This window comes from Bacillus cytotoxicus NVH 391-98 (assembly GCF_000017425.1).
GTDB classification, from domain to species: Bacteria; Bacillota; Bacilli; order Bacillales; family Bacillaceae_G; genus Bacillus_A; species Bacillus_A cytotoxicus.
This window is the reverse complement of record NC_009674.1, coordinates 2,895,334-2,910,178: the sequence shown is the minus strand read 5'-3', so window position 1 is coordinate 2,910,178 and position 14,845 is coordinate 2,895,334. Positions and strand designations below refer to the sequence as shown.

Sequence of the window (14,845 nt, the reverse complement as noted above, 5' to 3'; positions counted from 1 at the left end):
CACCATGTTTCGGAATGCAGCGGAACTAGTGGCGCAAGCTAAAGAACAAAATGTAAAAATTGCAGAAATCATGATTCAATGTGAAATGGAAACAAGAAGAATTTCTCGTGAAGAAGTAATCGCTGGAATGGAAAAGAATTTAGTAGTAATGGAGCAAGCAGTAGAACGAGGAATTCGCGGTGTGAAATCACCAACTGGTTTAACAGGAGGTGATGCTGTGAAGGTACAAGAGTATATAAAGAGCGGAAAAGGTCTATCGGGACATACGATTTTAGATGCAGTGAGCAAAGCTGTTGCAACAAATGAAGTCAATGCGGCGATGGGAATTATTTGTGCAACACCAACAGCTGGGTCTGCTGGAACAGTTCCAGGTGTACTTTTTGCATTGAAAGAAAAGTTACAACCAACACGTGAAGAAATGATTGAATTTTTATTTACAGCAGGAGCATTTGGAATGGTTGTTGCGAATAATGCATGTATTTCAGGTGCAGCTGGAGGGTGCCAAGCTGAAGTTGGATCGGCAAGTGGTATGGCAGCAGCGGCAGCTGTTGAAATGGCAGGCGGGACACCAGAACAAGCTGCTACAGCAATGGCAATCGCCTTGAAAAATATGTTGGGATTAGTATGTGATCCTGTTGCCGGACTAGTAGAAGTGCCATGTGTAAAGCGGAATGCAGCAGGTGCTTCCAATGCGATGATTGCAGCGGACTTGTCATTGGCTGGTGTGACAAGCATGATTCCGTGTGACGAAGTGATTGAAGCGATGTTTCGAATTGGCCAAACAATGCCAGTTGCACTTCGTGAAACGGCCGAAGGTGGACTCGCAGCAACACCGACAGGACGCCGTTTACAAGAAGCGATTTTTGGAAAGAAATAATATAAGATAGAAAAGCGGAGCTCAAGTTTATTTTTAAGCTCCGCTTTTTCTTATTTTTTTGGTAGTTGATCCAGTGTTTTACCAAGGTCTTGCGATCGTCTTGTGGCTTCTGTAATACAAGAGATGAGAGCCTTCTGGAAATCGAAACTTTGAAGCACTTCAATACCAGCTTCTGTTGTTCCACCAGGAGAAGTAATTTCTTTTCGCAAAATAGAAGGATGTTTCGTATTATTTTTAAGCATCTCAGCAGCTCCAATCATTGTTTGTAAAATAAGCGATTTTGCTGTAGATTCTTCTAAACCGATTTGTTTTGCAGCTTCTTCCATTGCTTCCACTACATAATATATATACGCAGGACCACTTCCAGATAATGCAGTAACAGCATGCATATCTTCTTCTTTCACTACTGAAACAATACCAATTGTTTCGAATAAAGACTTGGCGATATCGATGTGATGCTTTGTTGCGTGTATAGATGGAGAGATTGCTGTTGCAGATTTTAAAATAGCAGCTGATGTATTTGGCATGGCACGGATGATTGGGACATTTTTTTGAAGAAGCTTAGCAATCGAGTGAGTGGAAACACCTGCTAGTAATGAGATTACGAGATGCGTATTTGTTATATACTTTTTAAGCGGTACAATCGCTTCTACTATATCTTTTGGCTTCATTGCAAGAAAGAGAATGTTTGCGTTTGTGAGTAATGCTTGTTTATCATGTGTTCCCTTTATACCATATTTTGTATGTAACTCTTGTAATCTTGCTTCATTTGAGCGGTTACTGACAGTAATTTGTTTTGCGCTTACTATATTTGCATCTAATAGACCAGAAATAATTGCTTCAGCGATAGAACCAGCTCCTAAAAAGGAAATATTTTGAATGGACATGATGTGCCCCCTTTATTTTTAATGAATGTACATAGATTCGCTTTAAGCTAGAAAATCCCTTCTTTTTATCTGAAAATAATGACAAAATTTCATGAAAGTTGTAAACTGAAGAGAGGTTCATTTTGAAGCGGAGAGACAGGGGGCATAAACATGGTAAAGATTCACCGAATGGAGATTCCTGTTCCATTTGCAGTTGAAACTGTAAATGTGTTTTTAGTTGAGGGGGAGACATTAACATTAATTGATACGGGGACCAATACAGAGAACGCTAGGAAATCTTTAGAATACCAGCTAGGCGTTCTAGGATACAAAATAGATGATATTGAAACAGTGGTCATTACACATCATCATGCTGATCATTGTGGGCTTTTAAACATTTTTTCAGCTCATGCCAATATTGTTGGGCATCCTTGGAATGAACCTTGGATTACACAAAATCCTCAATTTTTAAAGCGTTATCAACAATTTTTTAAAGAGGCTGCGCGACAATTCGGTGTACCAGAGGCATTTTTAAATCATGAAGGATTACTAACGAAGAAAACACTTCAATATTCTTGTAAAAGATCATTAACTCATACGGTAAGAGAAGGCGACTGTATTGATGCTTTGCCTGAATTTCAAGTGATTGAAACACCTGGGCATGCTTCTACACATATTTCTTTGTACAGGGAACGTGATGGATTACTAATTGGTGGAGATGCTTTAATTCGTCATATTTCTTCTAATCCAATATTAGAACCACCATATGAGGGAGAATCAGAAAGAGCAAGGCCTTTATTACAATATAATCAAACGTTAAGACGATTAAGCGAAATGAATCTTTCACGTATCTTATCTGGACATGGAGAAGATATTGTAAATGTGAAGGAGCTAATCGAGAGTCGATTACAAAAACAAGAAACACGAGCTTTGAAAGTATTAGAATTATTAAAAGAGAAACCGATGACAGCTTTTGAAATATGTGTGAAGCTATTTCCTGTATTATATAAAGAGCAATTGCCACTTACGCTTTCAGAAACGGTTGGACAATTAGACTTTTTAGCATATAATCAACAAGTAATGATTGATGAATCCTTGCCACAATTGATTTATTATGCAAAGTAGGTGACAGCAATGACAGGACGTTTACAAGAACAAGTAATCGTCATTACAGGTGCTTCCAGCGGGATTGGAGAGCAAATTGCAATGCAGGTGGCAGAGCAAGGAGCAATTCCCGTTTTGATGGCTCGAACAGAAGAGAAATTAAAGAAATTAATGAACAAGATAAAAACGACGTATCATACGCCGTGTTACTATTATCTATTGGATGTGAGTGATGAGAATGCGGTCGAAACTGTATTTGCACGAGTATTGCAAGATATTGGACAGATTGACATACTCGTAAACAATGCTGGGTTTGGTATTTTTAAAACTTTTGAGGATGCTTCTATGCACGAAGTGAAAGGTATGTTTCAAGTGAACGTATTCGGATTAGTCGCTTGTACTAAGGCGGTTTTACCTCATATGGTAGAGCGAAATGAAGGGCAAATCATTAATATTGCTTCATTAGCAGGGAAAATTGCAACACCAAAATCCAGTGCTTATGCTGCTACAAAGCATGCGGTATTAGGATTTACAAATAGTTTGCGCATGGAACTTTCCAATACGAATATTTCTGTAACAGCAATTAACCCAGGACCAATTGATACGAACTTTTTTGACACCGCTGATCAATCAGGTACATATGTAAAAAATATGGGGCGTTACATGTTAAAACCAACATATGTAGCTGGGCAGATTGTAAAGGCAATGCATACGAAAAAAAGAGAAGTAAATTTGCCAAAATGGATGGGAATTGGTCCAAAGCTTTTTGCATTATCCCCAGGTTTATTTGAACGAATTGCAGGTAAATCATTAAGTAAAAAATAGGAGATTTCTATATGAAATCTCCTATTTTTATTTTCCGGTAATATAGTCATAAACAATATCTTCAACTGCTTCGTATACATCAATATCAGGATCTGAACCAATCATCGTTTGGATGCTTTGAATTAACATTTCCTCATCTTCTTTTGAAATAGGATTACATTGATATTGCCCAAAACTTTTTATCATCATCTTCTCGATTAATTTTTTATTCATGTTTATCCTCACTCACATGTATCCATATATTGCTTTCATTGTACTTGAAGTATATGAAAAATACTAGCATATAATATTTTGTATAAAAATTCACATTAGATATCGTTTTATTAGTAAAATTAAGGTTTTTTAATTTTTAAAAATAATAAATATTTAATTGACTCTATAAATATACAATATTATAATCATACTTAATTTCAATAATCTATATAAGGAGGAAAATATGAAAGTTGCAATTATTGGAGCAACAGGGTACGGAGGAATCGAGTTAATACGGTTATTACAACAACATCCGTATTTTTCTATTGTATCTATACACTCCTTTTCACAAGTAGGAGAGCATATAACGAGTTCATATCCACATTTACGTCGTTTTCTCGTGTATACATTGCAAGAAATCGATGTGGAATCGATTAAGAAAGAAGCAGATCTTGTTTTTTTAGCAACACCAGCAGGCGTTTCTGTCAAGCTAACCCCTCTTTTGTTAAAAGCAGGCTTAAAAGTAATCGATTTGTCTGGTGATTTTCGAATGGTGAATCCTTCTATATATGAAATGTGGTATAAAAAGCCTGCTGCAAGTGAGGAGTTTCTTCAACAAGCAGTGTATGGATTAAGTGAGTGGAAAAGAGACGAGATTCAACAAGCGAAGTTAGTTGCAAATCCTGGTTGTTTTGCTACAGCAACTTTATTAGCTATAGCACCGCTGATGCGAAATAAAATCATTGAGGAAAATTCGATAATTATTGATGCTAAATCGGGGGTATCAGGTGCTGGAAAAACACCGACTCATGCAGCTCATTTTCCGGAACTATACGATAATCTCCATATTTATAAGGTGAATGAGCATCAGCATATTCCAGAAATTGAACAAATGTTAATTGGCTGGAATGAACAAGCGAAGCCAATTACATTTAGTACACACTTAATACCAGTATCACGAGGGATTATGGTTACTCTTTATGCAAAAATAAGGAAATATGTACAAATAGAAGAACTTCATAATTTGTATACAAATATTTATAAAAATGCTTATTTTGTCCGTATTCGCCCGTATGGAGAATTCCCAAGTATAAAAGAAGTAAGAGGATCAAATTATTGTGACATCGGCATTGGTTATGATGAAAGAACGAAAAGAATTACGGTAGTTGCTGTGATTGACAATATGATGAAGGGGGCGGCAGGGCAAGCTGTTCAAAATGCAAATTTAGTAGCGAGGCTAGATGAGAAAACAGGATTACAATATATACCAATTTATCCATAAGGAGGGAGAGAGTTGATTCAAACAGACTGTCTTATAAAAGTTCAAAATGGTTCCATCGTCTCACCGCAAGGCTTCTCAGCAATTGGAATCAAAGCGGGGTTGAAAAAAGAGAAAAAAGACCTTGGAGTAATTGTATGTGATGTACCAGCAATTTGCGCTGCTGTTTATACAACAAATCAGATTCAAGCTGCCCCAGTACAAGTGACGAAAGAAAGTATCGGGGTGGATGGAACATTACAAGTAATTATTGTAAATAGCGGAAATGCAAATGCTTGTACGGGTATGAAAGGGCTAGAAGATGCGTATGAAATGCGCGCGCTGACAGCGAAACAATTTTCTATAAAGGAAAGTGATGTAGCTGTAGCTTCAACGGGAGTAATTGGAATACATTTACCGATGGAAGTCATTCGAACGGGTATTTCAGCACTTGTACCGATGAAAGAGAAAGAAATTGCAGAGTCTTTTTATGAAGCAATCTTAACAACAGATCTTATAGAAAAACGATCTAGTTATCAATTCATGATTGAAGGAAAAAAAGTAACAATTTCAGGAGCAGCAAAAGGATCAGGAATGATACATCCTAATATGGCAACCATGCTTAGTTTTATTACAACAGATGCAAAAATAGAACGTGAATCATTACAAGCAGCGTTATCAGAAGTAACAAATCGAACTTTTAATCAAATTACTGTTGATGGAGATACTTCGACTAATGACATGGTCATTGTTATGGCAAGTGGACTCGTAGAAACGACATCGATTCACAAAAATCATCCAGAGTGGAATAAATTTGTCATTGCATTGCAGAACGTTTGTGAGGATTTAGCAAAGCAAATTGCCAAAGACGGAGAGGGAGCTACTAAATTAGTAGAAGTAAATGTTTGCGGGGCGCGAACGGAAGAAGAAGGAAGGCAGATTGCCAAACAAATTGTAAGATCCAGTCTTGTCAAGACAGCAATGTATGGTGAAGATCCAAATTGGGGACGTATCATTAGTGCAATTGGTCAATGCGGGATAAAGATTGAACCTACTACTGTCGATATTGCAGTACAATCTATCGCTGTACTACGAGAGAGTGAGCCGCAAGAATTTTCAGAAGAAGAAATGGAACACCAATTACAAAAGGATGAAATTATCATTGATGTGCATCTGCATTTAGGAGAAGAAAAAGGTACTGCATGGGGGTGTGATTTAAGTTACGATTACGTCAAAATAAATGCTTGTTATCGTACATAAGGGGAGAAAAAAGATGAACGAGTGCATTGTAATAAAATGCGGTGGAAGTATGTTAGAACGTTTGGATAGCACCTTTTTTCATTGTATAGAGAAATTGAAAAGAAAGTATCGCATTGTTATTGTTCATGGCGGAGGACCTGATATTGATAAAATATTAAAAAAACTTCAAATTCCAATTGAAAAGAAACACGGTTTACGAGTAACTTCACAAGAAGTTATGGAAGTGGTTCAAATGGTTTTATGCGGCAGTACAAATAAAAATTTAGTACAGAATTTTCAAAGGTATGGATTACCTGCAATTGGAATTTCTGGTTGCGATGGAAAGTTGCTTCAGGCGAAGCCACTGAATAAGAAGATTGGTTATGTGGGAGAAGTGAGTAAAGTTGAGAGTTCCTTGCTAGAAGGAGTGCTTAATTTGAATTATATTCCAATTATTGCTCCGATAGGGATAGGGGAGGAGCAAGTGTACAACATAAATGCAGATATAGCAGCTGCTGGAATTGCAGCGGCACTTAGAGTAAAAGAACTTATTTTTATAACAGATGTTGATGGATTACTGTACGAAGGGAAATTAGTTAAGAAAACAGATGAGATAGAAATTCTTGACATGATAGAGAAAGAGATTATTACAGGTGGAATGATTCCAAAAGTACAGGCTGCACTTGTTGCGTTAAGAATGGGGATTCAAAGTGTAAGCATTGTCAATGGTACAAAAAATTTTATTGGATTAACCGGTGAATGGATTGGAACAACAGTAACAAGGGGGAGGTTGCAGTATGAATAGTTTGATTTTTCCGACATATATAAGGCGTGAAATAGAAATAGTAAAAGGAATTGGTACGAAAGTAATGGACAGAAGCGGAAAAGAATACTTAGATTTTACGTCTGGAATTGCCGTCTGCAATTTAGGACATTGTCACCCAAATCTTATCGAAAATGTAACGAAACAACTACACGAAATGTGGCACATATCTAATCTTTTCTCGCATTCTATTCAAGAAGATGTAGCAAGATTGTTAACGGAAGATAGAGAATTAAAATATGTATTTTTCTGTAATAGCGGTGCTGAGGCGAATGAAGCAGCATTGAAAATTGCGCGTAAATATACAGGGAAATCTCTTGTTTTAACATTTCAGCAGTCTTTTCATGGTCGAACATTTGGAACGATGAGTGCAACAGGACAAGAAAAGGTAAAAGAAGGATTTGGACCACTTCTTCCATCATTTTTACATCTTCCTTTCAATGATATAGCTGCTCTTAGAGAAGCGATGAATCAAGATGTAGCCGCAATTTTGGTTGAAATTGTTCAAGGAGAAGGTGGTGTTTTACTGGCTCATTGCGACTTCTTGCAAGAAATTGAAAAGTTATGTAAAGAATATGGAGCGCTTTGTATTATTGATGAGGTACAGACGGGAATAGGGAGAACAGGTACATTGTTCGCTTATGAACAGACAGGTCTATCTCCTGATATTGTAACAGTGGCAAAAGCATTAGGAAATGGAATTCCAGTTGGGGCCATGATAGGAAGAGAAGAGTTAGCGGTGGCTTTTACAGCAGGAACACATGGTTCAACATTTGGCGGGAATTATATTGCAATGGCTGCTACCAAAGCAGTATTACAACTTGCAAAACAACCATCATTTTTACAAGAGGTCAAAGAAAAAGGCGCGTATTTCTTGCAAAGGTTGAAACAAGAGTTGTTACACGTTGAAGACATTTGTGCTATTCGCGGGCGAGGACTTATGGTTGGGACTTCTTGTAAAAAGAATGTCTCATCTTATATTGAGCAATTAGAAAAAGAAGGACTTCTTGCACTGCAAGCTGGTTCCAATGTGTTACGGCTATTACCACCACTCATTGTTACAAAGGAAGAGTTAGAACAAGCCATATACATGATCAAAAAAGTAATCTGTACAAAAATATTACCATCTATATAAGGGGGAAATACGATGTCAATTGTACAAGTGCCGAAATTACAAACGAAACATGTATTAACTTTGGAAGAATTAACGCAAGAAGAAATCATTTCTGTAATTAAGTTTGCCATATATTTAAAAAAGAATAAACATGAACCTTTTTTAAAGGGAAAAATATTAGGGCTCATTTTTGATAAACAGTCTACACGTACACGTGTCTCCTTTGAAGCAGGAATGATGCAACTCGGTGGACATGGAATGTTTTTAAGTGGGAAAGACATGCAACTTGGACGAGGGGAAAGTATTGCTGATACGGCAAAAGTTTTATCAAAATATATTGATGGGATTATGATTCGTACCTTTTCACATGCAGATGTTGAAGAACTTGCAAAAAAGGCTAACATTCCTGTTATTAATGGATTAACAGATGACCACCATCCATGTCAAGCACTGGCCGACTTAATGACAATTTATGAAGAAGTTCGTACATTTAAAGGCATAAAACTAGCTTATATAGGTGATGGAAATAACGTATGCCATTCTTTATTAGTAGCGAGTGCAAAAGTAGGAATGGATATGGCAGTCGCAACACCAAGAGGTTATGAGCCAAACGGGAGAATGATACAAAAAGCATTAGAAATTGCTGAAGAGACTGGAGCAAAACTTGAATTTTTCCATGCCCCACAGCTAGCAGTAGCAGAAGCTGATTTTGTTTATACTGATGTTTGGATGAGTATGGGGCAAGAAGGCGCTCAAGAAAAAAAGGTAATATTTCAGCCATTTCAAATCAATTGTGAACTTGTCCAATATGCAAAGAAGACATATCGTTTTTTACATTGTTTACCTGCACACCGCGGGGAAGAAGTGACGAGTGAAATCATCGATGGTATGCACTCGATTGTTTTTACGCAAGCGGAGAATCGTTTGCATGCTCAGAAGGCTTTACTAGTAAGTATATTCGAGAACATGAAAGAACCTTCCTAGCATGGGAGGGTTTTTGTGTCATTTTAAAAAAATATAAAGTATGTTAAAGGGGAAATAATCGAACAAATAAGGAACAAAACATGTAAGCTCGTTTTGTTCGAAAGAGTGTCACATTCATTTTCCAATGTGAATATGTGTAAGAAAAGGAGGGGATTAGATGTACGATTACTATGGGAATCCAATCGATTCATATGTATATTATTATCCCGCTTTTATAAGGCAGCTACCGTATCAGTATGAACAGCCTTCTCAGGAACTAAGGCCGTATTTAACAACTTGGCCATATTCAAATGTATATTATGGTAACTATTATGAATCATAAAGCTGCTTCTTTCTGAAGCAGCTTTATACATTTGTTTTCAAAATTAAATTTTGAATCGTTTGAAGAGAGTGAATGAGTTGGTCGCGCTCTTCTTTAGATAATGTTTGAAAATTTTCTTTTAGTTTGTTTAAAATAAATTGCTGATATTGACTTACCATTAATTTCCCTTCAGATGTAAGAGAAATTAATATGACCCGTCGATCTTTTTCGCTATAATGACGCTCTATCAATTCCTCTTGAATTAATTTATTTAATAGAGGTGTCATATTGGGCCTTGAAATCGCTAAACGCTTTCCAATTTCTGATACTGTTAATGTACCGTGTTCATGTAATAGCAATAACACCTGTGTATGAGATGCTGGCATGTGCCTTTGAGAAGGAAATTCTCCAGGAAGCATAAATTTGCGATAAAAAAGAGGCACTAACGAAAGAAGATGATCAACAATACGTTCCCACTCGCGTGATTCCATATAAAGGCCTCCTTCCATGATTATTGTAACAAAAAAGGTATCGTATAAAAATAGGATTGTTTGGAGCTACCTTAATATTTATAGGACAATACTTGCTTTGTAAATATATTTGCGATAACTTCATAGCCTTTGTCATTTGGATGTACTTGATCATAGAGCAATTCTTTTTTATCATTTGATATTAACTTTCGAATCGGTACAACAATGGACGGTGGATTCGATTTTGAAATGGAGTAAACAGAATCATTCCAACCATCTAAAAACATATCTGCATACGAGGCGATAGAATCGTCAAGTTGCAAAGGGTTGTAGAGTTCAGAGAGAATGAGTAAAGCATTTGGATTCAGCGATCGAACTGTCTTCACAATTGTTTTTACATCCGCTTCAAACCGTGCTTTTTCTCTGTTTAACATTTTTATACCATCTATAACACCTACATCGCGCTTGAGACGAAATAAATTATTTCCTCCAATATTAATCGTAATTATATGTGCTTCTTTCATTTTTTGCTGTACATTTTCTGACTGCATCTTTTTGATGAGACGATCTGTTGTAAGACCGTTTACACCAAGGTTTTCTACATGGATCGGCTTATGGATTTGTTCTTCAATTTGTTTGGAAGCCAATTCTGCAAATCCTCCTTGAGTAGAACCATATCCTTTGGCAAGCGAGTCGCCTAGTACAAGATGATAAAATGAATCATTTGTTTGTTTATCAATCCAATGAGGGGGAGATGTTTCTGTTGTTTTTCCTCCATTTTCCTTTTGAATTGTCTCATCGTTCTTTTCAAAGTATGAATAAGAAATGATTAGAAGGAGGAGACAAACAATAATGAAGATGACTTTTTTCATAAATTTATCCTCCTTGTAATTGGTAATTGTATCATATTGAACAGTATAAGCAATGGAAGGATATATTATATTTTTCTGAAAAGTTTACAATAACTTTCCAGAAAATTTGTAGAAGTATGTCAAAAATTATTGACGATATGAAAGTATGTTCGATATGATAATGTCAGATAAGTGACGACATATCGCTCTATTAAGAAGAAAAAAGAGAGAAAGGTATTACAAGCTTATTGTATTTGGGACAATTTTATAAGGGGGATTTTTTGTGAAAAAATCAAAGAAGGTGTTAGCTGGAGCAACGCTTGCATTAGGTGTTATAGCCCCGCAAGTAGTACCAACCACTGCTCATGCGGAAGGACAGACAGAGGAGAGCACAGTTCATTTACGAATTTTAGAAACATCTGATATTCATGTGAACTTAATGAATTATGATTATTATCAAACGAAAACAGATAATAAAGTAGGGCTTGTTCAAACGGCAACACTTGTCAATCAAGCGCGTGAAGAAGTAAAAAACTCTGTTTTATTTGATGACGGAGATGCGATACAAGGAACACCGCTTGGGGACTATGTAGCGCAAAAAGGGTTGGATGGGAATTATATACATCCATTATATCGTGTAATGAATTTAATGAAGTATGACGTCATTTCTTTAGGAAATCATGAGTTTAACTATGGCTTAGATTATTTAAAGAAAGCAATTAGTAAGACTGAATTTCCAGTTGTGAATTCAAATGTGTATAAAGATGACCATGATGATAATGAAGAAAATGATGAAAATTACTTTAAGCCATATCATATTTTTGAAAAAGAAGTAGAAGATGAATCCGGTCAAAAGCATAAGGTGAAGATTGGGGTAATGGGATTTGTACCACCACAAATTATGAACTGGGATAAGGCGAATTTAGAAGGAAAAGTAAAAGCGAAAGATATCGTCCAAACAGCTAAGAAAATGGTTCCAAAAATGAAAGCAGAAGGTGCAGATATTATCGTTGCGCTAGCGCACTCTGGTGTGGATAAAAGCGGTTACAATACAGGGATGGAAAACGCTTCATTTTATTTAACAGAAGTTCCTGGTGTTGATGCAGTGTTGATGGGACACTCACATACAGTAGTCACAGATACATTTAACGGTGTACCTGTTGTAATGCCAGGTGTGTTCGGTAGCAACTTAGGCGTTATTGATATGCAGCTGAAAAAAGTAGATGGTAAGTGGCAAGTTCAAAAGGATAAATCTGTTCCAACAGTTCGCGCTATTGCAGATAGTAAAGGAAACGCATTAGTTAAATCTGACCAAAGGTTAGTTGACGAGATTAAGGAGGAACACGAAGCGACGATTCAATATGTTAATACACCTGTTGGGAAAACAACAGCGCCAATTAATAGTTATTTTTCACTTGTGCAAGACGATCCATCGGTCCAACTTGTGACACAGGCGCAGAAATGGTATGTAGAAAAGTTGTTTGCTGAAAATGGACAATATAGCAAGTATAAAGGCATTCCTATATTATCGGCAGGTGCACCATTTAAGGCAGGGGGAAGAAATGGTGCGACATATTATACAGATATTCCAGCGGGTACTCTAGCTATTAAAAACGTAGCCGATTTATATGTATATCCGAATACGTTATATGCTGTGAAAGTAAATGGTGCACAAGTAAAAGAATGGCTTGAAATGTCGGCAGGGCAGTTTAATCAAATTGACCCAGCTAAATCTGAAGAACAATCACTTGTTAATGTAAGCTATCCTACATATAATTTTGATATTTTAGATGGCCTGAAATATGAAATTGATGTTACACAACCAGCGAAGTACGATAAAGACGGAAAAGTGGTACATCCAACTGCAAATCGCATTATCAATATGACATATGACGGAAAACCGGTAACAGATGAACAAGAATTTATTGTTGCTACAAATAACTATCGTGGTAGCAGTCAAACATTCCCTGGTGTAAATAAAGGGGAAGTGGTGTATCAATCACAAGATGAAACGCGTCAAATTATTGTGAAATATATGCAAGAGACGCCAGTTATTAATCCAGCGGCAGATCAAAACTGGTCATTTAAGCCAATCAATGCTGAAAAGTTAAATATTACATTTGATTCTTCGCCAAATGCACAAAAGTATATTACGAAAGATGGAAACATTTCTTATGTTGGTCCATCGGAAAATGAATTTGCAAAATATGCAATTGACTTAACGAACAAGAAGGAAGAAGAGAAGCCGGTACCACCAGTAGCGGATGAAGGAAATAAAGAAGAGAAGCCGGTACCACCAGTAGCAGATGAAGGAAATAATGGAGATCAGGCGACAGCAGACGCTATCAATAAAAATGAAGATGTAACAACTACAAATGTAAGCGAAGATAAAGAAACAAATAAAATAGAACGAGATCTTCCAAAAACGGGAGCAAATGTTTTTTCAACAATTGGGGCAGGACTTGCTTTTATTGGAGCAGGTATGTTCATGTTATTTAGAAGAAAGAAAGCAAATAGATAAGTAAAAGAGGGTTACCGACGTGGTAATCCTCTTTTTACTTAAGAAATTGTCACAGATTTTTCTTTCTTCCAAGAAAGACCCAATCCTGTAAAGCCAACGATAATCGTGATAATTGGACATGCTAGGCAGAAGATGGAGTATGGAACGTAATCTATTGTGGGAACGCTGAGCACATTTGCCAAGAATACACCACTTACGCCCCAAGGTACAAGCGGATTAATAACTGTACCAGCATCTTCTAACACCCTTGATAAATTGCGACGCTTTAAGCCTACTTCATCATATTTATTAGCAAATGCTTGGCCTGTTAAAACGATGGATAAATATTGTTCACCGAGTAAGAAATTGACGCCGATTGCTGTTGAAGCAGTAGAAATAATTAAACGTGTACTCGTTTTGACGAAATGAGAAATCATGTTCATTAATTGTGTAATAATGCCCATACCTTGTAGTAAGCCGCCCATAGAAAGAGCTAGAAAAATAAGGGCAATGGACATCATCATACTTTGTAAACCACCGCGGGATAATAAGCTGTCAATGTCTTTTATTCCCGTCTTAGAAACATAACCTTCTTGCATAATTTTCATTAAATCAGCAAGTGAGGTACTTGGTTTGAAAAGAAAGAGAATGATAATACCTGCGACAATACCAGCAAGTAATGTTGGAACGGCCGGTACCCTTTTAAAAGCAAATATGAAGAGCAACAAAATAGGAATAAGTGTCACAATTGAAATGGTTGTATTTTTCTCTAGAACATTTATAAAGTTAGAAAAATCAACATCTCCTGCAGAGCCTTTTCCTAAAATAAAGAAGGCGATAAAGGCAATGATAAAAGCAGGAATTGTCGTCCAAAGCATGTTGCGAATATGCTCGAATAAGTCTACCCCAGTTACAGCTGGAGCTAAATTTGTTGTGTCTGATAAAGGTGACATTTTATCACCGAAGAAAGCTCCAGAAATAATTGCTCCTGCGATCAGTGCTGCGTCATAGCCAAGAGCAGTACCCATTCCCATAAATGCAAGTCCGACTGTTGCGGCTGTTGTAAAAGCACTACCAATACTTGTTCCAACAATTGCACAAACGACAAATACCGTTGGGATGAAGACCTTAGGTGATACGAGTCCAAATCCGTATACCATTAATGTTGGAATTGTTCCAGCTGCAATCCAAACGCTAATTAAAACACCAACGAGTAAGAAAATAAAAATAGATGGAATGCCCGCTGAAATACTACTTATCATACCTTTTTCCATAGTAGACCACGAAATCTTTTTCATAAATCCGAACGCTAATAACACAATAATGCCAAATAAAATAGGAATATGTGGTGATGTCTCTAGTCTAATAACGCTAAAACCGATACAAAAAAAGATTAGAACTGTTAAAAGAACTGATTCAATTTTTGAAACCATTGTTTGCC

15 protein-coding genes are annotated in these 14,845 nt (G+C 36.7%); 10 read left to right on the top strand and 5 right to left on the bottom strand.

Going from position 1 to position 14,845, the window contains the following annotated elements:
- The first annotated feature begins 4 nt into the window (after positions 1 to 4).
- Positions 5 to 877, top strand: coding sequence for an L-serine ammonia-lyase, iron-sulfur-dependent, subunit alpha (gene sdaAA, locus BCER98_RS14330; protein ID WP_012095294.1), 873 nt, complete (start codon positions 5 to 7; stop codon positions 875 to 877).
- A gap of 50 nt (positions 878 to 927) precedes the next feature.
- Here sdaAA and proI read toward each other — a convergent pair whose 3' ends face one another.
- Positions 928 to 1,764 carry a pyrroline-5-carboxylate reductase ProI gene (gene proI, locus BCER98_RS14325; RefSeq protein WP_012095293.1) on the bottom strand — a complete coding sequence of 279 codons (837 nt, stop codon included), beginning with the start codon at positions 1,762 to 1,764 and terminating at the stop codon, positions 928 to 930.
- A gap of 150 nt (positions 1,765 to 1,914) precedes the next feature.
- Here proI and BCER98_RS14320 point away from each other — a divergent pair, with 150 nt between their 5' ends.
- Both BCER98_RS14320 and BCER98_RS14315 read left to right on the top strand, forming a co-directional pair.
- Entirely contained in the window at positions 1,915 to 2,868 is a 954-nt protein-coding gene (locus tag BCER98_RS14320) for an MBL fold metallo-hydrolase (RefSeq protein ID WP_012095292.1), read from the top strand.
- 9 nt (positions 2,869 to 2,877) lie between these two features.
- Positions 2,878 to 3,672, top strand: a complete 795-nt coding sequence (locus tag BCER98_RS14315; RefSeq protein ID WP_012095291.1) for an SDR family oxidoreductase — start codon at positions 2,878 to 2,880, stop codon at positions 3,670 to 3,672.
- A 27-nt stretch (positions 3,673 to 3,699) separates the two neighbouring features.
- Here the strand turns inward: BCER98_RS14315 and BCER98_RS14310 are convergent, their stop codons facing one another.
- On the bottom strand, positions 3,700 to 3,885 hold the full coding sequence (locus tag BCER98_RS14310) for a YqzH family protein (RefSeq protein WP_012095290.1): 186 nt from the start codon (positions 3,883 to 3,885) through the stop codon (positions 3,700 to 3,702).
- Positions 3,886 to 4,108: 223 nt separating this feature from the next.
- Between BCER98_RS14310 and argC the strand changes: the two genes are divergently transcribed.
- From argC to BCER98_RS22605, 6 genes are all read left to right on the top strand, one after another.
- Entirely contained in the window at positions 4,109 to 5,146 is a 1,038-nt protein-coding gene (gene argC / locus BCER98_RS14305; protein ID WP_012095289.1) for an N-acetyl-gamma-glutamyl-phosphate reductase, read from the top strand.
- A 12-nt stretch (positions 5,147 to 5,158) separates the two neighbouring features.
- On the top strand, positions 5,159 to 6,382 hold the full coding sequence (gene argJ / locus BCER98_RS14300) for a bifunctional glutamate N-acetyltransferase/amino-acid acetyltransferase ArgJ (RefSeq protein ID WP_012095288.1): 1,224 nt from the start codon (positions 5,159 to 5,161) through the stop codon (positions 6,380 to 6,382).
- 13 nt (positions 6,383 to 6,395) lie between these two features.
- Entirely contained in the window at positions 6,396 to 7,166 is a 771-nt protein-coding gene (gene argB, locus BCER98_RS14295; RefSeq protein WP_012095286.1) for an acetylglutamate kinase, read from the top strand.
- Complete coding sequence (locus BCER98_RS14290; protein ID WP_012095285.1) at positions 7,159 to 8,319, top strand: acetylornithine transaminase; 1,161 nt, start codon at positions 7,159 to 7,161, stop codon at positions 8,317 to 8,319. The genes argB and BCER98_RS14290 overlap by 8 nt, the downstream gene beginning before the upstream one ends.
- Before the next feature lie 12 nt (positions 8,320 to 8,331).
- Entirely contained in the window at positions 8,332 to 9,282 is a 951-nt protein-coding gene (argF, locus tag BCER98_RS14285) for an ornithine carbamoyltransferase (protein WP_012095284.1), read from the top strand.
- Positions 9,283 to 9,439: 157 nt separating this feature from the next.
- The gene (locus tag BCER98_RS22605) at positions 9,440 to 9,604 is read left to right on the top strand and encodes a hypothetical protein (protein ID WP_012095283.1); all 165 of its coding nucleotides are present in this window, start codon (positions 9,440 to 9,442) and stop codon (positions 9,602 to 9,604) included.
- Between the two features lie 23 nt (positions 9,605 to 9,627).
- Here BCER98_RS22605 and BCER98_RS14280 read toward each other — a convergent pair whose 3' ends face one another.
- Both BCER98_RS14280 and BCER98_RS14275 read right to left on the bottom strand, forming a co-directional pair.
- Complete coding sequence (locus BCER98_RS14280) at positions 9,628 to 10,074, bottom strand: MarR family winged helix-turn-helix transcriptional regulator (protein ID WP_012095282.1); 447 nt, start codon at positions 10,072 to 10,074, stop codon at positions 9,628 to 9,630.
- Positions 10,075 to 10,145: 71 nt separating this feature from the next.
- Positions 10,146 to 10,925 carry a GDSL-type esterase/lipase family protein gene (locus tag BCER98_RS14275; protein ID WP_012095281.1) on the bottom strand — a complete coding sequence of 260 codons (780 nt, stop codon included), beginning with the start codon at positions 10,923 to 10,925 and terminating at the stop codon, positions 10,146 to 10,148.
- Between the two features lie 262 nt (positions 10,926 to 11,187).
- Between BCER98_RS14275 and cpdB the strand changes: the two genes are divergently transcribed.
- A complete protein-coding gene (gene cpdB / locus BCER98_RS14270; RefSeq protein WP_012095280.1) occupies positions 11,188 to 13,425 on the top strand; it encodes a bifunctional 2',3'-cyclic-nucleotide 2'-phosphodiesterase/3'-nucleotidase in 2,238 nt (745 codons plus the stop codon).
- Positions 13,426 to 13,463: 38 nt separating this feature from the next.
- Here cpdB and nhaC read toward each other — a convergent pair whose 3' ends face one another.
- The gene (gene nhaC / locus BCER98_RS14265) at positions 13,464 to 14,837 is read right to left on the bottom strand and encodes a Na+/H+ antiporter NhaC (RefSeq protein ID WP_012095279.1); all 1,374 of its coding nucleotides are present in this window, start codon (positions 14,835 to 14,837) and stop codon (positions 13,464 to 13,466) included.
- Positions 14,838 to 14,845 lie beyond the last annotated feature (8 nt).